Annotated in this window: 18 protein-coding genes and 1 riboswitch; of the genes, 7 read left to right on the top strand and 11 right to left on the bottom strand. The window is 34.2% G+C overall.

Going from position 1 to position 19,043, the window contains the following annotated elements; translation table 11 throughout:
* Positions 1-486 precede the first annotated feature (486 nt).
* Together ACOQFO_RS00415 and ACOQFO_RS00420 are read left to right on the top strand one after the other, a co-directional pair.
* On the top strand, positions 487-1,137 hold the full coding sequence (locus ACOQFO_RS00415) for a helix-turn-helix transcriptional regulator (protein WP_421687755.1): 651 nt from the start codon (positions 487-489) through the stop codon (positions 1,135-1,137).
* Positions 1,138-1,315: 178 nt separating this feature from the next.
* Positions 1,316-1,579 carry a hypothetical protein gene (locus ACOQFO_RS00420; protein WP_421687772.1) on the top strand — a complete coding sequence of 88 codons (264 nt, stop codon included), beginning with the start codon at positions 1,316-1,318 and terminating at the stop codon, positions 1,577-1,579.
* 87 nt (positions 1,580-1,666) lie between these two features.
* Here ACOQFO_RS00420 and uvsE read toward each other — a convergent pair whose 3' ends face one another.
* The 8 genes from uvsE to ACOQFO_RS00460 all read right to left on the bottom strand — a co-directional run bounded on the left by uvsE (position 1,667) and on the right by ACOQFO_RS00460 (position 10,551).
* A complete protein-coding gene (gene uvsE / locus ACOQFO_RS00425; RefSeq protein ID WP_421687756.1) occupies positions 1,667-2,620 on the bottom strand; it encodes a UV DNA damage repair endonuclease UvsE in 954 nt (317 codons plus the stop codon).
* A 170-nt stretch (positions 2,621-2,790) separates the two neighbouring features.
* Positions 2,791-3,528: a glucosamine-6-phosphate deaminase gene (gene nagB / locus ACOQFO_RS00430; protein WP_421687757.1), complete on the bottom strand. Its 738-nt coding sequence runs from the start codon at positions 3,526-3,528 to the stop codon at positions 2,791-2,793.
* 275 nt (positions 3,529-3,803) lie between these two features.
* On the bottom strand, positions 3,804-4,547 hold the full coding sequence (locus ACOQFO_RS00435) for an ABC transporter permease (protein ID WP_421687758.1): 744 nt from the start codon (positions 4,545-4,547) through the stop codon (positions 3,804-3,806).
* Positions 4,548-4,561: 14 nt separating this feature from the next.
* Positions 4,562-5,281, bottom strand: a complete 720-nt coding sequence (locus ACOQFO_RS00440) for an ABC transporter ATP-binding protein (RefSeq protein WP_421687759.1) — start codon at positions 5,279-5,281, stop codon at positions 4,562-4,564.
* Positions 5,282-5,840: 559 nt separating this feature from the next.
* Positions 5,841-7,055: a sensor histidine kinase gene (locus tag ACOQFO_RS00445; protein WP_421687760.1), complete on the bottom strand. Its 1,215-nt coding sequence runs from the start codon at positions 7,053-7,055 to the stop codon at positions 5,841-5,843.
* A 107-nt stretch (positions 7,056-7,162) separates the two neighbouring features.
* The gene (locus ACOQFO_RS00450; RefSeq protein ID WP_421687761.1) at positions 7,163-7,891 is read right to left on the bottom strand and encodes a response regulator transcription factor; all 729 of its coding nucleotides are present in this window, start codon (positions 7,889-7,891) and stop codon (positions 7,163-7,165) included.
* A gap of 172 nt (positions 7,892-8,063) precedes the next feature.
* Positions 8,064-9,410: a GntP family permease gene (locus ACOQFO_RS00455; RefSeq protein ID WP_421687762.1), complete on the bottom strand. Its 1,347-nt coding sequence runs from the start codon at positions 9,408-9,410 to the stop codon at positions 8,064-8,066.
* A gap of 13 nt (positions 9,411-9,423) precedes the next feature.
* Positions 9,424-10,551 carry a glycerate kinase gene (locus ACOQFO_RS00460; RefSeq protein ID WP_421687763.1) on the bottom strand — a complete coding sequence of 376 codons (1,128 nt, stop codon included), beginning with the start codon at positions 10,549-10,551 and terminating at the stop codon, positions 9,424-9,426.
* 128 nt (positions 10,552-10,679) lie between these two features.
* Here ACOQFO_RS00460 and ACOQFO_RS00465 point away from each other — a divergent pair, with 128 nt between their 5' ends.
* From ACOQFO_RS00465 to ACOQFO_RS00480, 4 genes are all read left to right on the top strand, one after another.
* Positions 10,680-11,753 (top strand): CdaR family transcriptional regulator, encoded by a 1,074-nt coding sequence (locus tag ACOQFO_RS00465; RefSeq protein WP_421687764.1) that lies wholly within the window; start codon positions 10,680-10,682, stop codon positions 11,751-11,753.
* Between the two features lie 124 nt (positions 11,754-11,877).
* Positions 11,878-12,669, top strand: coding sequence for a diaminopimelate dehydrogenase (locus ACOQFO_RS00470; protein ID WP_421687765.1), 792 nt, complete (start codon positions 11,878-11,880; stop codon positions 12,667-12,669).
* Between the two features lie 156 nt (positions 12,670-12,825).
* Positions 12,826-13,383: a hypothetical protein gene (locus tag ACOQFO_RS00475; RefSeq protein WP_421687766.1), complete on the top strand. Its 558-nt coding sequence runs from the start codon at positions 12,826-12,828 to the stop codon at positions 13,381-13,383.
* A gap of 32 nt (positions 13,384-13,415) precedes the next feature.
* A complete protein-coding gene (locus ACOQFO_RS00480; RefSeq protein WP_421687767.1) occupies positions 13,416-14,549 on the top strand; it encodes a plasmid pRiA4b ORF-3 family protein in 1,134 nt (377 codons plus the stop codon).
* Between the two features lie 59 nt (positions 14,550-14,608).
* On the opposite strand, the gene ACOQFO_RS00485 is transcribed toward ACOQFO_RS00480, so the two are convergent.
* The 3 genes from ACOQFO_RS00485 to ACOQFO_RS00495 all read right to left on the bottom strand — a co-directional run bounded on the left by ACOQFO_RS00485 (position 14,609) and on the right by ACOQFO_RS00495 (position 18,205).
* The gene (locus tag ACOQFO_RS00485; protein WP_421687768.1) at positions 14,609-15,865 is read right to left on the bottom strand and encodes a cation:dicarboxylate symporter family transporter; all 1,257 of its coding nucleotides are present in this window, start codon (positions 15,863-15,865) and stop codon (positions 14,609-14,611) included.
* Positions 15,866-15,999: 134 nt separating this feature from the next.
* Positions 16,000-16,153: riboswitch (cyclic di-AMP (ydaO/yuaA leader) on the bottom strand.
* Positions 16,154-16,758: 605 nt separating this feature from the next.
* Entirely contained in the window at positions 16,759-17,706 is a 948-nt protein-coding gene (locus ACOQFO_RS00490) for a ring-cleaving dioxygenase (RefSeq protein WP_421687769.1), read from the bottom strand.
* A gap of 61 nt (positions 17,707-17,767) precedes the next feature.
* Complete coding sequence (locus tag ACOQFO_RS00495; protein WP_421687770.1) at positions 17,768-18,205, bottom strand: MarR family winged helix-turn-helix transcriptional regulator; 438 nt, start codon at positions 18,203-18,205, stop codon at positions 17,768-17,770.
* Positions 18,206-18,598: 393 nt separating this feature from the next.
* On the opposite strand from ACOQFO_RS00495, the gene ACOQFO_RS00500 reads away from it, so the two are divergent.
* Entirely contained in the window at positions 18,599-18,769 is a 171-nt protein-coding gene (locus tag ACOQFO_RS00500; protein WP_421687771.1) for a DUF3918 family protein, read from the top strand.
* Positions 18,770-19,043 lie beyond the last annotated feature (274 nt).

The raw sequence follows: 19,043 nt of genomic DNA on the forward strand, positions 1-19,043 counted from the left end.
TACTTTTTTCCCTTCGCCCTCAAAAACAAGGCGCAACCTTTTCGGAATGTTTGTCAAGAGCGATTGTCCTCTCGTTCGGAGAATGATTTCCGCCCTGAACTATTGTGATTTTCAGTTTTTCATAGAAGTTTTGACACTACCAAATAAATGCACGTACATTTCCAAACATAAGTAGATAAATAGAAATAAAATAAGTTCACAAAAACTTTTCTAAAAACATTTTAGTATTACTTTTCCACTCACCTCTTTCTCCCAAAGGAATACTTGCTGGGATTATTTCATAGTTTGATAAGTGTATAAGTTTTTATATGTATATCGTACGAGCTTAATAAAAAAACAATTTGTTCATTTTAAAACATACTATGCTGTAACTTCCTTTAATTATGAATAAAAGAATTTTTAATAAAGATATAGAAATTTTTATGATTTTATTGTATAAATTATTATAATTTTAAATATTTTTTTATAGATGAAAGGAATTCCCATATGAATTCGTTTGTAGAACAGTACATTCCAATAGCAGATGTAATTGCTAAAACCTTTGGCTCAGATTGCGAAGTTGTCATTCATGATTTAACAATCCCGCAAAACTCAGTCGTTTATACGGTTAACAATCATGTAACAGGCAGACAAATCGGTCAAAGTTTTAATCACTTAATAACGGATGTATTACTTTCTCAAAACTTTACGAATGACTATTCAGCAAATTATTATTTCCGTGCTGACGATGGTCGATTGATTAAATCTTCAACAGTTCTAATTAGAGATCAGGACAAAAAAGTAAAAGGGGCACTTTGTATCAATATTGATACAACAAAGATCACTGAAAATATTACTTGGCTAAACAGTTTACTCCCTCAAGTTCCTGAAAATTTGACTGATACTTCATCACAACAATTTGAAAAGTCATACGAAATGGACCATATTTCAGAAGTTGCCAATGAATTAATTGATAAAATCATTGGAAATAAAGCAGTGAATTCTTTACGAAGAGATGAAAAGATTGAAATGATCCGTTTCATGGAGCAAAAGGGGATCTTCCTTATTAAGGGAACGATTGATCGAGTAGCTGAAAAGTTGAAGATATCTAAAGTAACGGTTTACAGTTATCTTGATGAGATCAAAGAAAAAAATTAAAGGATTAGGTTTGTTTACCGATCCTTTTATTTTGAATTGAATATAGATTTTTTTCTATATCCTCTAGAAAGTCATCAGTGGAAATGTAAATGTGGTGGACTATTAAACCTTGAATTTGAGAAGAAGACAATAGATTTTACACAAACAGCCTCTTCAAGAAACCATTCTCTTTGGAAATATATCGATGCACTACCATTTTTGTGCCACTATTGGAGTTGGAACGATAAAAGATTTCGATCAAGTGTATATTAGTCAAATGTATGATGAACACGCGATTATTTACAATGAAAAATTCAGAAATGAAGTATCTATTGGAGATAAAGTAGAAGTCATTCCAAATCACATTTGTCCAGTATGTAACCTTTATGATGTTGCATACCTAGTTTCTGGTGATGATGTAGTGGAAGAACTTCCGATATTAGCACGAGGAAAACTCCAATAAATAAACGCCATAATTAAAAGACTGAGGAAATTCTCAGTCTTTTTTTATCCATACAAATATAAGAGAAGGGTTATTAATTTACCATTTCTATATCTCAATTGCCCCACCATTAATTCGTTTAAAACCGCGCAGTTTCCCTAATTCTTCTACAAGTTGAAGTGCTGCTTGATCCTTCGCTTTTGCTTCAATCATTATATCTGCCGATTGACCGAAATCTTTTAAAGCTTTTATAAAAGGAAGGGCAAATTCAATATCAACAAAATCAGCATGTGCTCTTATTTGCTTTTCCGACTTTGGAGATGACAAGTGAAATTTCGGTACTTTAACAGTTCTTTCCCACGTCTTTAAAATCCTAGGGAATAAATTAACGTACTCACCTTCACCAGGATTGGCAAAGTGATGATGATAATCAAAAACAAAAGGAACACCATGCTCTTCACAAATTTTCAACGTTTCTTCAGCGGTATATGTTTTATCATCATTTTCAAGTGTTGTTTGATTTCGAATATGTGGTTCGAGCTTCCGAAAATTTTCGTTAAATGAATTGACTGCCTTCACTTTATCACCATACGTACCACCGACGTGAATATTTATCGTTCCATCTTTTTGTAATCCCATTGCTTCAAACATTTCATAATGGTAATTCATATCAATAATTGCATTCGCCGTCACATGTTCTTGTGGACTTGTAAACAATGTAAACTGGTTTGGATGGAAGCTTACTCTTAATTGATGTTTTTTAACTAAAGCACCAATTTCATTAAACAAGTCCTTAAAAGGGGTTTTAAAATCCCACATTACCTCTGGATGTGTAGCAAGTGGTACAAGAGAAGAAGACATTCTATAAACCTTAATGCCATGTGCAATATTATAATGAAGAACACGAATCGTGTTTCTTAAATTTTGCTCTGTCAGGTGATATAACTTCTCTACTCTACTTTTTTCATCGAGTTTTTTCCAATTTGTATACGTTAACGTTCTTGAAGTAGTTGCTTCCCACAATGGAAGCGCCATGGAGACATATCCAAATCTGAGAATCATCGTTTCTCACCAACCTATGATTAATCGATGGAAGTAGTGTTGGTGAATTTATGGGAAATGATACTTTGTTTTATGAGTTTCAATTACTTCTAATGAAGAATTACTTTTCAAGTTTGTTGGTAATTTATTCACATGAATAGTTGGTTTTTTGGTTTTTTAGTTTTTTTTAATTAGCTTTTAATCACCAATTTACTGCATGCAGCTTCATCGGCAATAATCGTTACTTTCGGATGCTTATGAAGAATAGAGGCCGGGAAATCTTCGCTTACTTCACCATTCGTTAAACGATTTAATGTGTCAGCTTTCATTTCTCCAAACACTAGTAATAAGATTTCCTTACTCTCCATAATTGTTTCAATTCCCATTGTAATAGCATGAGTTGGTACATCATCAATGGATGGGAAAAATCTTGAGTTTGCTTTACGAGTGGACTCAACTAACGTAACAATATGTGTTCTGCTCGTAAAAGGTGTTCCAGGTTCGTTAAAGCCGATGTGGCCGTTGATTCCGATGCCTAGAAGTTGAAGGTCAATCTTCCCTGCTTCACTAATTTTATTCTCATAATTATGGCACTCATCTTCTAAATCTGAGGCGTTCCCGTTAGGAAGATGAATTTGATCTTTAGGAATATCGATATGCTCGAATAAATGCTTGTTCATAAAATAATGGTAACTATTTATATCAGTTGGATCCAACTTTGTATACTCGTCTAAATTAAAGGTTTGAACATGTTTGAATGATACATTCCCCTTTTTATATTCGTCTACTAAGTGTCTATATAATCCTTCAGGTGTTGAACCAGTTGCTAATCCAAGTACCGGGGACTCCAATTCTTTTACTTTTCTTAACATATAGTTACATGCTGTTTTACTCATCTCTTCATAATCTTTAACACGTACGATTTCCATTTACTCATTCCTTTATCTTTCTTTATTGGTAACGTGTATATTTAATTAATAAATGATCGTCTACTTGAACGAATGTGCTAGATTTCTTACTAATTCGACCTCTTCATCCCCTTATTCTACTAAAGGTTTCAATAGGTTTCCATAAACCCTTAAGTTTCTTTACATTACTGTAATATACGATTCGCAACAAAGTGTTATAGATAAAGACAAGAAACGGCCAACAATGCAAAAAGTGATCAGCCCATCTAATAAGGTTTGATCACTTTTTTATCACACTAATCTGTCCACTTGAAATATTTCATTCCTACTATTGCCGATACAATTAAGATCCCTGCTAATACCCCTAAATCTAGTAACGCATCCGAAGCAAAAAGCGTTCCGTTCCAACCATCTCTTAATACATTCACTACATATGTTAGTGGTACAAAATGTGATACGTTTTGTAATACTTCTGGTAGAGTTTCTAGGGGAACTGTTGCACCTGATAAAAACATCATCGGATACATAGCAATTAATGCAATCCCTAATGCAGTATTCATGCGCTTTGCTATACTTGAAACGATAAATCCAATTGAAAAGAAAGTAACTGAACAGAAAGTTAATGCTAAGAAAAACTGAAAGGCATGCTCAGTTAAATTTGTTCCAAAACCAAATTTCGCTATAAGTAAAATTTCAACAGCCCCGACATAGATGGCAAAGAAACCTTTTACAATTGTTGCTGAAAAAATAGCACTTTGATTAAGAGGTGTCCCTTTTAATCGTTTATAAATTCCCTTTTCTCGATTAATTACTACTTGAAGTCCCATAGAGAAAAAGGCTGTAGTAAAAATAATAATACCGATCATGCTAGGGATATACGCTTGGAAATAATCTAATCCACCCCCGTATGAAACACCATTGAACATTATAGCGAACACGATAAAACTAACTGCTGGTACGATAAATGTAAATAACAAGGCCAATGTTTCTCTAAAGAACAATTTCAATTCCATTTTTGTATGAGTTAAAATTGAGTGCATTTTTATTTCCTCCTTTAATTTCCTACCGCATATTGTAAGTAGACATCTTCTAATGTTGCCTCTTGATTTCCTAACGAATCAATAAGTTGCTTCGGCTCGTCACAGGAAATTAACTTTCCTTTTTTTATAATCGCTATTCGATCACAATGCTTTTGAGCTTCATCCATGTAGTGAGTTGAAAGAATAATAGTCTTTCCTTCTTCTCGATATCGATTAATGCAACCCCAAAGCTCAAGTCTTGCTTGCGGATCTAATCCGGTTGTTGGTTCGTCTAAGAAGATAATTTCCGGATCATTGATTAGTGCAAGGGCAAGGGATGTACGTTGTTGCCATCCACCTGAAAGGTTTTTTACATATTTATTGAGATAAGGTTCAAGTCCTAATGTGGCAACAATTTCATTTAAGTCTCTAGTTTTTGCATAATAAGAACGAAATAGATTGAGCGCTTCTTTCACTTTTATTCGATCATAAAGTGCAGTTTGTTGAAGCTGAATACCTATTCTTTGTTTGATCTGCTCAGCTGAAGTGCTAAGGTCCATCCCTAGAACTTTCACTTCACCCGAATCTGGCTGACGTAACCCCATCATAATTTCTAAAGTCGTTGATTTCCCCGCACCATTCGCTCCAATGATTCCAAGTACTTCGCCTCTTTTTACTTGTAATGAAATACCATCCACTGCTTTAACAGAACCATAGCTTTTTTTAATATCATTTATTTCAATAACAAAGTTCATACTAACGACTCCTTTTATGTCATTCCTTATTTACATCTCTATACTACAGGCGGAGTCTTAACTTAATCTTAAGTGAACCATATTTTACTATTAAGAATGGATTCTTAGTGGCTATCGCAAATGAAGGTGGAAGCTGCTGTTTATTTAGTCTGGGTTTTGGAGTTGCTCAATTCTAGGTGAAAGTTGCTCAATTCCAACCGAAAGTTGCTCAATCCCAGCCAAAAGTCGCTCAAATATCCGAAAAAGTTGCTCATATATTGATCCTACCTATGGAGTTGATCAATTCTAGGTGAAAGTTGCTCAATTCTCAGGAATAGTTGCTCAATTCCAACCAAAAGTCGCTCAATTATCCGAAAAAGTTGCTCATATATTGATCCTACCTATCGAGTTGCTCATTTCTAGGTGAAAGTTGCTCAATTCCAACCGAAAGTTGCTCAATCCCAGCCAAAAGTCGCTCAAATATCATGAAAACTAGCTCATTCCCTCCCAAAAGGAGCTCTTAAATCCCCTTCCAATAAAAAAGGACACCTTGAAATTAATTTTCAAGGCCTCCCGTAGACTATTCAATTGGTAATTCAATAATAAAGTTCTTACTACCGCGCAATGGTTTCGTATCCAAATAGACACGCCCATCATGCTTTTCAACAATTTTTTTCGTAATCGCTAATCCTAACCCTGTTCCACCATCATTGATTCTGCTTTTATCTCCTCTTACAAACGGGTCAAATAAAGTTTCCGCTAATTCCTCATGTATTCCAATCCCATCATCGCCAATTTCAATGGAAATCAACTCACTTGTCTTTTTAATACTAATAAAAACATTCGTCTGGACTGGATTGTATTTAATGGTATTTTCTAATATGTTTGAGATAGCGCGATAAAGTAATTTTTCATCGAACCAATAAATGATTTTATTATCAGGAATATCAATTTGAAGTTCCATATCTTTTTCTGAGAACATCTCATAATATTCCACAATCACTTGTCGTAAAAACTCACTTAAATCTTTTTCCTGCCTATTAATCTGTGAATCTGGGTTATCTAACTTCGAAAACATGAATAATTCATCCACAAGATCAGTCACTCGAATAGATTTATCGTAAATATATTTGAGATAACGTCTTCTTTGTTCTTCATCCACAACAATCTCATCATATAGCGTTTTCGAATATCCTAAAATCGTCGTCATAGGCGTCTTTATATCATGAGAAAGGTCAGCTAGCATTCTCTTTTTACTTTCTTCAAGTCTTTCCTTTTCGATACTTTTAATTCTCAACTCTTCGGCTACTCTTTTTAAATCTTCATTCAACTCTTTATAACGCAAAGATGCTTTTAGGATGAATGGTAGAATTGCCCCTCCAAAAATGGGCGGTAAAAAGCTAATGATTAAAAATAAATTATCAGGAAAAACCACGTGATATATAAGGATTAAACTAAATAACGCAAAACTTCCGCATATCCAATACAGCCATTTGGTTTGTAGCCGCACTATTTGATAGGCAAAAACAAACACTATATAAAGATACAGAGGATTATAGAAATATGAGAGGACGAGCGTAATTAAAAGTTCAATTGTAATGTAATAAATCGTATACTTCGAAGTCCAAAATACCTGTCTGTACACAATAACAAAAATCAATAACAGCAATAAACCTAAGTAAAGTTTTGAGGCAGATTGCTGCAGCATGAAGAAAATCGGAATTCCCATATTCGCTAAATATATATACGGAAAGATCCCTTCTTCTTTCGGAAATATTCGAAAAGCTATGTTCAAGTTCATCCCTTCCTAAAATGGCAATCTTAGTCATAGAATAATAGCTCAATCTTAATTTAATCTTAACTTCACCTTACATTATTCTTATTGATTCAGTTACATCTGCCCTACGGATTTAAGCTTTGCTTTTCGAATTTATATCCAAGTCCTCGTACAGTTTTAATATATACAGGCTTTTTGGGATTCACTTCAATTTTTTCCCTGATTTTAGATATATGTACATTAATGGTGTTATCCTCTTCAACACCAATATAATAATCATCCCATGCATTTTCGAAAATCTGTTGTTTTGTATAAACCCTTCCCGGTGTGCTCATTAATAAATCTAGTATTTTATATTCGATTTTTGTAAGCTGAATCAAAACATCATTTCGCATTATTGAAAACGTTGCCTCATCAAGAGTAAGGTCCCCAACTACCTTTTTAACGGTTTCAGTCGTTTCAGCTTGATTATTATTTAAGTTCACAAAATTATAGCTACGTCTCATTAATGCTTGAACCCTTGCAACCACTTCTAGGGGGTCAAAAGGCTTTTGTATATAATCGTCTGCACCTATTTCAAGCCCGAAAATCTTGTCCTGATTTTCCTGTTTTGCCGAAATAATAATAATGGGTATTTGCATTGTTTCTCTTACTTTTTTGATGAGCTGATAACCGTCAATAACTGGCATCATTAGATCAACAAGCAATAGATCAATATTCCCCTTTGAAATATGCATTAACGCATCCATACCATCTCTTTCTTGTATAATGTTGTAACCCGCCTTTTCTAAATAAAGATCCAGTAATTCTGCAATCTCCGGTTGGTCATCAACAATTAATATATTTCTCTTCAACTGACCTTTCTCCCCTTTTTATGTATCCCCAATGGTTTGATGAAGTTTGTATTTCTAATAGTATACCAAGTAAAAGTTTACCCTTATAGTTAATTTTTCCAATTATGAATTGACACAAAAAAACATACTCGCAAATTCAGCAAGTATGCTTTCTTTTATTTCAGTTTTTAATTTATACAAAAATCATCCATAAAATAATTGTAAATACGATTGTTACTACCCCTTGAAGTAAAGTTGCAACAGTTTGTGCTTTATATGCTTGAGTTACTTCCATACCGCTGTATTGAGTAACAACCCAGAAGAAGCTATCGTTTACGTGGGAAACAGTCATCGCTCCAGCACCAACAGCCATTACAACTAATGCTAGTGGTAATGCTCCTTCAATACCAGCAGTAACTAGCATCGGTGCTACTAATGTAGATGTTATTACTAATGCAGTAGTTGAAGAACCTTGTGCAGTTTTAAGTGCAGCTGCAATGATAAATGGAACAAGTAAGAATAGAGAGCCTTGAGCTAAAGAACCAAGGTCCATTTCTTGTAACATTTGGCCAACACCTGTTTCTTTAATAATTGTACCGAATGAACCACCAGCAGCAGTAATTAATAAAATAGGAGCTGCATCTTTTAAGCTATCTCCAACCCAACCTGTTAATGTTTCCTCATTATATTTTGGAAGTAATGGTAATGCCGCTACTAACCCTAATAATAATGCAACAATTGGACTACCCAAGAAACGTAGAATCATATTGAATGTAGATTCTGGATCACCAACTAGAGCTGCGATTGAACCAATACCAATTAATACGATTGGTAGAACAATTGGTAAGAATGCGTTAAACGTTGAAGGCATTTTTCCAAAGCTTTTAATTACTTCTTCATAATCAAGTGTAGGTTCGTCATCTAATGGAACTCGAATTTTCGTAGCAACTTTTACAGACCATAAATAGCCAACAAACGTCGCTGGAATAGCTACAATTAAACCAACAACGATTACTGTACCTAAGTAATCTGCAGCACCGATGTTTCCTGCAGCTGCAATTGGTCCTGGAGTTGGAGGAACAAGTACATGTGTTGCATACAGACCTGTTGCTAATGCTACCCCCATTGAAGCAATTGATACTTTTGCGCGTCTCGCTAATGATTTTTGTAAACTAGATAAAATAATAAACCCTGAATCACAGAATACCGGAATTGATACAATATAACCGATGATTGACATCGCTAATTGCGGATGTTTTGGTCCTACAATTCGTAGAACAACCTCTGCCATACGGTAAGCAGCACCAGAACGCTCTAGTATTACCCCGATCATTGTTCCTGCTACAATGACAATCCCTATACTTGTCATTAAACTTCCGAAACCAGTATTAATATTTGTTACAACATTAAGTAATGGCATTCCACTTGCAATTCCAACAAAGAAGGAACTTAATATTAATGCCAAAAATGGATGTAATTTCAATTTCGCTGTAGCAAATACAACAAACAGCACCCCAAGTAAAATAATTAAAAATAACATGCATTTCTCCCCTTTATCCTATTATTTTATTAAAAGTTTCATATACCCTTTGTGCCAAATACTGAGCTGCCTCTTTCATAGCCATATCCGATGTAACCGATTCACTCACAACGGATATTACTTCTTTGAAATGCTGAGCTAATAAATCTCTATCTTCACAATTAACATTTCCTGAAATTAAAACAGTCGGAATATCAAATTCCTTTGCATAATGTAAAACACCCATCGGAGCTTTTCCATGCAATGTTTGCTGGTCAGATTGCCCTTCACCAGTAATAACTAGTTCGGCTCCTTGCAAGTGTTCACGATAATTCATGACATTAAGTACTAATTCAATTCCCTGATGGAATTTTCCATTTAAGAATGCAATTAGTGCGCCACCCATTCCACCAGCTGCTCCCGCGCCTTTGTAATCATGTAGATGGATCCCTTTGACCGATTCAACCACATTTGCCCAATGAGTTAATGCTTGATCAAAGTACTCAATTTCTTCGGCTTTTACACCCTTTTGAGGACCAAAGATGGCAGTTGCTCCTTTTTCACCAACTAACGGGTTATTCACATCACAGGCAATGGCAAAAGTTGAATCATTCAATCTTATATCCCAATTAGAAAAATCTAACGTTTTCACATCATATAGCCCATCAATCGACTCTTGTACATCACGTCCATATTCATCTAACAGACGTAATCCTAAAGCTCTTAGCATACCAACACCAGCATCATTTGTAGCACTTCCACCAATACATACGATAAAGTCTCTAAAACCTTCATCTAGTGCAGTTTTAATGAGTTGTCCTGTCCCGAAAGTTGACGCGATTCTAGGATTCCTCTCATTGTTATGTAACAGCGTTATACCGGATGCTGAAGCCATTTCTATAACACAAGTTGATTGATTCCCTAGTACACCAAATGAAGCTTCTATTTCTCTATTAAGTGGATCTAGCACAGAAGTTTTCACATAGTGACCATTTGTAGCAATCACTAATGTCTCCATCGTTCCTTCACCACCATCTGCAACCGGTAATAAAACAGTCTCTAAGCTTGAATTTGCGCGCTTAATCCCTTGATCGATTGCTTGTGCAGCCTCAAGTGATGTCAATGTCCCTTTAAATGAATCAGGACTTATTACAATCTTCATCTTTTTCCTCCTTTTGCGATAAAGCGCTTACAATAATTATAGTTACACAGTCTGGAAAAAAGCATTATAATGGATGTATAAATTAACTGTATTAGTACAGATATATTTTTATACGGGGTGTATAAATATTGCTATCCATTAAACTAGCGGAAGAAATTGTTCAACAAACAATGATGAGATTGCATCACAATATTAATGTTATCAGCATTGATGGTGTCATTTTAGCTTCAGGGGATAAAGAAAGAATTGATTCAATCCATGAAGGGGCTATTCAAGTTGCACAAACAGGTATGCCGCTTTTGATTGATGAGGATTCTTCAAAACAATTTTATAATTGTAAACCTGGTATCAACTTACCTATTAAATTTCACGAGAAAATAATAGGGGTAATTGGCATTACGGGAAATCCAAATGAACTTATGGAAATTGCGAATTTAGTTCAACTAACTACAGAAATGATGGTTCATCAAGTTTTAACTGAAAGTAAAAGTGAATGGCAACGGAAAAATGGTGAATTCATTTTTAAAGCATTAATCGATCATGTTCCAATTGATAGTGCGATTAATGAACGTATCCAAAAACTCCCGTTTCCTTTAGTAGGACCTTTTCAAATAATTCTTATTAAACAAATGCGAGATACGTCGTCTAATACACTATTTCTTCATCTAGAAAACATACTTTATAAGCAACCGGCACTCTATGGACAAGTACAACTAAATGAGTATTATCTTTTTTTATGTGGCAGTTCCCTAACAAATTCTAAAGAGTACATACAACAAATTACTAAGTATCAGAAGAAATATGAGATTTATATGGGAGTTGGCCCCATTGTGAATAATTTGGAAGAGCTACCCTATGCCTATAACGGAGCGAAAACTGCACTGGATTTTTCAAAGGTAAGTCAACCTGTAACTTATTTTGAAGAAGTAGAGCTATATACAATTTTTCAAAATAATAAAAGCTATGAAATCAATAAGTTTTTAAAGAAGATTGATGGATTAAACGATAAATTAATCCACACATTACAAACATTTTTCGAAAGTAATTTACAGTTAACAACATGTGCAGATAAATTAGAAATTCATCGACATACATTAACCTATCGTCTAAACAAAGTTTATGAAATAACAGGTTATAACCCTCAAATTTTCCAAGATGCATTTGTGCTAAAACTAGCATTATTAATTAGTAAGCTTTGCTAAATAAAGTTCCATATATTGTGTGGTAAGATAATAATGTATAGATTTTTAAATGAACTAGTCTCACCCAAGTATTTTTTGGGGATTTGATTCACTTCTTTATCACAATAGTATAAGGAGAACTAATATGCACAAAAAGATTAAACTTGGCATCGTAGGATTAGGTAATCTAGGAAAAGGTGCAATCGAAGCAATTAAACAAACACAAGATATGGAGTTAGTTGCAGTATTCACTAGAAGAGATCCGAAAGATTTAAATCTTGATGAGCCAAACGTAAAAGCTGTACATATATCAGAGGCTACTCAATATAAAAATGAAATTGATGTAATGATTCTTTGTGGTGGTTCTGCAACAGATTTACCAGAACAAACTCCTTATTTCGCAAGCATGTTCGATACCGTTAATAGTTTTGATGCTCATGCGAAAATCCCTGAATTTTATCAAGCTGTTAATGAAGTTGCAACTGCAAACAATACAACTTCCATTATTTCAGTTGGAAGAGACCCAGGTTTATTCTCTATTAATCGAGTAATGGCTGATGCGGTGTTACCAAACGGTGAAAACTATACATTCTGGGGTAAAGGACTAAGCCAAGGCCATTCAGATGCCGTTCGCCGTGTAGAAGGCGTTAAGAACGGTGTTCAATATACAATTCCATCTGAAGATGCAATGGACAAAGTTCGTAATGGAGAAAACCCTGAACTAGCAACAGCTGATAAACATAACCGCGTTTGCTATATTGTAGCTGAAGAAGGCGCTGACAAAGCAAAAATTGAAAATGAAATTAAGTCAATGCCAAACTACTTCGCAGACTACCATACAGAAGTACACTTTATCTCAGAGGATGAGTTGAAACGTGAGGCTCCAAGCTATTTTTCTCCACGCACCGCTGAGGAATTGAGAAGAGATTATTTATAAGTGTTATTAATTACACAACTTCCAATGAATTTTGGGGGTTGTTTCTTATTTTGCTCAAATATTACTATGGCGAAAATCGAAAATTATTTAAAACTCTTTTAATTGGTCTAAAATAATAGTAGTGAGTTAATATCATAGATGAAAGTGGTGATGCTAATGGTTGTAACATATACAAACTTCCGTGGGGATCTATATTATTTACATGAGAAAATAACCAAGAAGGGAAACACTTCATATCATTTTGCTAAAAAAAGCACAGAATGTACTGTAGAGAGCCTTCCAGACGGATATGAAATATACGAAGACCCAAACGGAAAAGTATTTTTACGTAAAATTCTTAAAAAAGTAATTCATGAAAATGAAATTAAAGCTATTCAATCGGCAATGAATAACGTTTGTCTTATTCAAGATTTCAAATTAGATATCAAAAGAGAAACTATTTATATATACACAGTTTCTAATGCATTAGAAAAAATTGAACAACGTTTTCCATTTGCAAATAGCGTAAACTTAGACGAATATAAAAATTATGAAACTCTATTGCGATTTACTTTAGTGGATGAAAAGACACGTTTTTTCATAGTTGAAAGATTTAGTTTTCTGAGTGGTATAGAAGATTGGATAGAATTAGATGGTTCGGAAAACTTGCAAAAACTCGCAGAGGAATATGTTCAACACTTAGGACAAGAATCGTTTTACGAACTTTTCGAATAGAAAATAAAATTATTTAATAAGGGGTTTATATTTTGATAATTCATTGTACAAAAAAATTGTTAGATCAATTGAAAAAAGAGCCGATGTTAGTTGATGAGGAGAACCCTCTTATGTCTTGGCATGCCAATCTGCTAACTATTAATAGAAGAAAAACGGTTGTGCTAGTAAATGATAAGAATCGATATGTGATTGTGTTACATGGACTTAAAGCTAAAGATTTTAACAACTTAAATGAAATTGTTATTCAATCTATTCGTTCTGCTTTTGAAAGTGAAGGCATTAAGATTGATGCAATTGAGCAGTATATTCAATCATCCAACGAGATTACATACACAAAAACTAGCGATAGAAAATTAGTTGCTAGGATGAATAGGGCATGCGAAACATTATACTTATTTGAGAATTTACTAGATTCTGAAACCATTTTTCAACCTACCCTAAGTCTTAGACTAAGCCGTGATTTAGTCGGTGATGGAAAAAAGAGTTATTTCCATCCAAACGAAATGATGTATATGGATTTAGAAGAATTTGTAGGTAGTTCAGTTTTCCAAACAAATGCTTTGGAACTGAGGATTACATTACGTTTGAACAATTTTAAAGTCTTTCGTAAAATATTAGTTCCAAGTAATTACACCTTCCGTAATTTGCATAATGTTATTCAAACGGCATTTGGTTGGCAAGATTGTCATCTATACGAATTTTATATTTATAATAAATGTCCCTCGAATAATCTTTATCATCCCAATCATCCAGCATATGCTGGTAAAGAGTATTATCCGATTCTAAACCTTGTGTGTGACGAAGAAATTTTTAGTTATGGAAGTAAAGATATCCCAATGAAAATGGATACTTCGGTTAAACTGGCTGAATATATGCCGACGAAAGTCATTTACATCTATGACTTTGGTGATAATTGGACACATGACATCGAAGTAGAACGAGTAATTGAAAACTACGAATTTAATTTTGCATCTTGCATAGACGGTGAAGGTACAACACCACCAGAGGATATCGGTGGCGAAGGTGGATATGAGGAATTTATAAAAATTTTATCTGATCAAAATCATCCAGATTATGAACATATAAAAAATTGGAGTAGTTATCAGGTAAACCGTGATTTTGATATTAACAGAGTGAATAGATTGCTTAAGAAAAGTCTGTATTAATAACATTCCAACAAAAAAACACTCACAGTCTGTGAGTGTTTTTTCATATATAAAATTCATTAAGCTTTTTGCGTATTGTCCACTTCTTGTGGGTTGAATTGACCTTCCCATTTAGCAACAACTAATGCTGCAAGTGAGTTACCAACTACGTTAACTACTGTACGTCCCATATCAAGGATACGGTCGATACCTACGATGAACATTAAGCCTTCTGCTGGTAATCCCATCGTACCGAATGTTGCTAATAATACTACGAAGGAAACTCCAGGTACACCTGCCATACCTTTTGAAGTTACCATTAACACAAGCATAAGCATGATTTGCTCACCCATGCTTAAGTGAATTCCGTACATTTGAGCAACGAACATTGCAGCAATCGCTTGGTATAATACAGATCCATCTAAATTAAATGAGTAACCTGTTGGAATAACGAAAGATGAAATGTGTTTTGGCGCACCAAGTTTTTCCATCTTGTCCATAATTCTCGGAAGAACTGTTTCAGAACTTGATGTTGAGAACGCTAGGATCAATTCTTCTTTAATGACTTTAATTAATTTAAAGATGCTGTATCCGATAATTTTTGCCATAATACCTAAGATTACGATAACAAAGAAAATCATTGTTCCATATACAGTAATCGCTAATTTTCCTAATGGTATTAATGAAGCAAATCCATATTTAGAAATTGTAACACCAATTAATGCGAATACACCAATCGGAGCGTATTTCATAAATAAGTTCGTAATCCAGAACATTGCACCAGCTAAACCTTCAAAAAACTGTAGTGCAACTTTTCCTTTTTCTCCAATCGCTGCAAGCCCCAAACCAATTACAACTGCGAAGAAAATAACTGCTAACATATCGCCCTGAACCATTGCTTGGAATGGATTCGTAGGTACGATATGGAGAATTGTATCTACAATAGATTTTCCTTCTTGTTGCTCTGTTGTGTCAACATAACCAGAAATATCTGTTTTATCTAACTCGGTCATATTTATGCCACTTCCAGGATGGAAGAGATTCGCTGAAACTAAACCAATAACTATAGCAATACCAGTCATACCAATGAAGTATGTTAATGATTTACCACCTAATTTACCTACTGACTTTAAATCACCAACACCAGCAATAGCTACAACTATACTAGAAAGTACAATTGGTACTACTATTAATTTAATTAATCGTAAGAACAGGTCACCGAATGGTTGTAAGAAACTTTGTGCTTGCTCACTACCATAGAAGATCCCGCCAACTACGATACCTAAAACCAAACCGATTAAAATTTGAGTTGCCAAACTTAACTTAAATTTTTTCATAAAAATTACCCCACCTTCTAAAAATTTTTTTTGCATGATTAAATGCAGGTAAGGGAAACAAGTAGATGAATGAAATCTATTAATTTAATGAACACAAATTTAAGGCTTGTACCATTTACTAATTATCCTCTCATACTGTTTCCTCTAAACGCTTACGAGGTTAGCTTTCAGGTTAGGACTTTGGAAACAAAAAGCCCTTTCAAAATTGAATTCACCTATAACGGAAATCCTAATTCCCGTGAAAAAATTGGGTCCCCCGCTCTATACAAGATTAAGCGAAAAAAATGTACAAACTAATATTATCACCTAAATACTATTTAAGTAAACAAATTTTTATTTCCAAATTGAATATATATAATTTTCAGATAATTTTTAGTTGTTTTATTTATCTAAAAATACAGAAAATTAAAGGTTTATTTTTTCTTTTTATTACACTTTTATTTTTATTAATTATATTGGAATAAAGTTTGTTACATTTGAAATAACAATGAAATGTTATTTCAATATAAAAAATCAAGTGAATTATCCCACCTTATTCAATTAAAACCGCTCTTTAAGAACCTTTCTTTACCCATTTAATGTGGCACGTTAACCCAAATTCCATACCTTTATAACGTTTCTTACTAACCATTACATTCAGAGTAATCACATATGAAAAAGTTTATTATTGCAACTATTTAATTGGGGTTTTAGTTAGTTTAAAATTCTTTTCTAAGGGAAATGGGTATCAGCCATTTCGGGTAAGATATAAGCCAAATTCGATATGATATCAGCCAGTTCTACTGAGTTATCAGCCAATCTTGGCAATTAATAAGCCAATAGATTTTGTCTTATCGAGATATCAGCCAAATTTGAGTATTTATCAGCCAACTCGCACTCATAATGTGACTTAATTAATATTCCACAATCGGTTTTAAAATTGCTTCAATTTCTGCTCTTCGACCTTCTAAAAATGGTGGTAAAACTAACTTTTCACCTAGTGTTTCGATGTTATCTCCATCAGCAGTGAAGCCTGGTCCATCGGTTGCAATTTCAAATAGAATTCCATTTGATTCACGGAAATATAGGCTCTTGAAGTAGAAACGATCTACTATCCCAGAAGATTGGAAGCCGCGAGCTTTCACTTGTTGATCCCAATATTCAAGTTCTTCGTCATTTTTTACTCGAATAGCTAAGTGGTGAATACTGCCTCGACCTGGCTTTTCAGATGGACCGTCTAAATATTTTACGACGATTTCACCAAACAGCTCCCCTTCGATTGATTGGAAAATGGCTTCATCCTCCGTACGACTAACTTCTGTATAGCCAAACATATCCGTCAATGTGTTTGCTAGTTTATCAAGTCTTTTTACCGTAATTTCTACCGCACCCATACCTTGAATTTGGTGTTCTGCTGGTACGTCAGATTTTTCCCAAGTTTCCCAATGGTCTACTTTCGCTCCATTTGAAACAATAAGCGCAAAACGTAACCCTTCTGGATCTTCAAAAAGTATAGATGTACGATTGGCGAACTTTGTTATATGGCTTGTTTCAACACCGTAACTTTCCAATCGCTCTTGCCAATACAATAGACTATCTACTGAAGGTACTAATAAACCAATCTTTGTTATGGCATTTGTACCACGATGTGTTCTCCCAACCATCGGAATTTCAAAAAATGAAAGTTCAGTACCCGGACTCCCAGTTCTATCTCCAAAAAATAAATGATACATGGATGGGTCATCCTGATTGACCGTCACTTTTGCTCGGCGTAACCCAAGCACTTTACGATAAAAATGATTATTTTCACTAGCGTTTTTCGTAATCATTGAAATGTGATGATGTCCTGGAATTTTATACATAATTAATGTCTCCTTCTTTTTCAGTTTACATATCAAGTGATAAGTTAAAAAAATAAGATTTCTAGCAATCCAATTTCTTTTCTGTATTTTTTTGTAGCTTCGTCATTAGTCTATATAATGTTTTTTGTTCTTCTTCAGATAAGCACTCGTTTACAACGGATGTTTGGAACGCAAGTTGATGTTCAAATACCTCATCCATCTTTACTTCTCCTTTAGCAGTTAAGCTAATCCATTTCGTTTTCCAATCCTGCTTACGCTGTATATAGCCATCTTGTTCAAGTCGAGTAAGCATACGTGATATGCCACCCTCTGACAAGGTAGCTTTTATAGCAAGATCACTTTGCGTAATGGGCTGATATGTTGCAATCTGATTTAATACATCAAACTGTGCAGCCGTAATACCAAAAGGTTTTAAAAACTCATTCGAAAGTAAATTACTTTGGTGGGTAAAACGAGCAATACGTAACCATATAAGTGAACCTAGTGTATTTTTCCTCATTTGACTCACTTCCTTTCGTTACTATCACTTTACACCTCAAGTGATAAAAATGCAATAAAAATATCTCGAATTTGAAATATTTTTATTTAATGACTAACTTAATGCAAATAAAAAGAGCTCATAACCCATGATTAATCAAAGGAATGAGCTATATATATAAGAAGATAAACTATATCCTCCTTGTGTTTAATCTGCACTAACGGCTTCCCATTCAGCTATAATTTAGAATAAGTATGGTTTATATTTCAATAAATTATGAGGTTGAATTTTAAGGTATATATTTCACTTTATTCAAATATTCTTGGTAACAAATACATGAATTTTAATGCCTTTTTAGTTAAAAATAATACTGTTCACGAAAAGAACAAATTTATATAGAAGTGGGTGATCAAGATGAAGGCGAATATGGGTAAAATCATACCGATATTGTCTGCAATTGGAGTTGGTATTGCTGCATATCAGGTGTTTACTGGAAATGGTGGCGGGAAAATGAAAAATATGATGCCACTCGCCTCTAACATGATGATGGGAACTGGAATGCAAGGACAGAATCAACAACAGTAGAAAGATAAAGTAATCCCCAGTGGTATTCCACTGGGATTTTTCCATAATTCAAATACGTTATCATTTTTGAAACACTGTTTCCAAGTAAGCGTCAAATATAACACACCTTCAACAAATTTCATGGACATGAGACAATGAATCAAGTTGGAGGTTTTTTTATGAAACAATTTGAACGCCAGTTGATGTGGCAATCTCGTATTCAAGCATTTCACACAAGCGATGAAACAAGCGTTGCTGCTTGGTGCACAAAAGAAAATGTACCGGTTCAAAGTAT

It is taken from the genome of Ureibacillus sp. MALMAid1270 (genome assembly GCF_049202975.1).
Taxonomy (GTDB): Bacteria; Bacillota; Bacilli; order Bacillales_A; family Planococcaceae; genus Ureibacillus.

Bases quoted from the DNA above. Each gene is read 5' to 3' on its own strand.
- ACOQFO_RS00415 (WP_421687755.1), top strand. From the start codon at position 487: ATGAATTCGTTTGTAGAACAGTACATTCCAATAGCAGATGTAATTGCT.
- uvsE (WP_421687756.1), bottom strand. From the start codon at position 2,620: ATGATTCTCAGATTTGGATATGTCTCCATGGCGCTTCCATTGTGGGAA.
- nagB (WP_421687757.1), bottom strand. From the start codon at position 3,528: ATGGAAATCGTACGTGTTAAAGATTATGAAGAGATGAGTAAAACAGCA.
- ACOQFO_RS00435 (WP_421687758.1), bottom strand. From the start codon at position 4,547: ATGCACTCAATTTTAACTCATACAAAAATGGAATTGAAATTGTTCTTT.
- ACOQFO_RS00440 (WP_421687759.1), bottom strand. From the start codon at position 5,281: ATGAACTTTGTTATTGAAATAAATGATATTAAAAAAAGCTATGGTTCT.
- ACOQFO_RS00455 (WP_421687762.1), bottom strand. From the start codon at position 9,410: ATGTTATTTTTAATTATTTTACTTGGGGTGCTGTTTGTTGTATTTGCT.
- ACOQFO_RS00460 (WP_421687763.1), bottom strand. From the start codon at position 10,551: ATGAAGATTGTAATAAGTCCTGATTCATTTAAAGGGACATTGACATCA.
- ACOQFO_RS00470 (WP_421687765.1), top strand. From the start codon at position 11,878: ATGCACAAAAAGATTAAACTTGGCATCGTAGGATTAGGTAATCTAGGA.
- ACOQFO_RS00475 (WP_421687766.1), top strand. From the start codon at position 12,826: ATGGTTGTAACATATACAAACTTCCGTGGGGATCTATATTATTTACAT.
- ACOQFO_RS00485 (WP_421687768.1), bottom strand. From the start codon at position 15,865: ATGAAAAAATTTAAGTTAAGTTTGGCAACTCAAATTTTAATCGGTTTG.
- ACOQFO_RS00490 (WP_421687769.1), bottom strand. From the start codon at position 17,706: ATGTATAAAATTCCAGGACATCATCACATTTCAATGATTACGAAAAAC.
- ACOQFO_RS00495 (WP_421687770.1), bottom strand. From the start codon at position 18,205: ATGAGGAAAAATACACTAGGTTCACTTATATGGTTACGTATTGCTCGT.
- ACOQFO_RS00500 (WP_421687771.1), top strand. From the start codon at position 18,599: ATGAAGGCGAATATGGGTAAAATCATACCGATATTGTCTGCAATTGGA.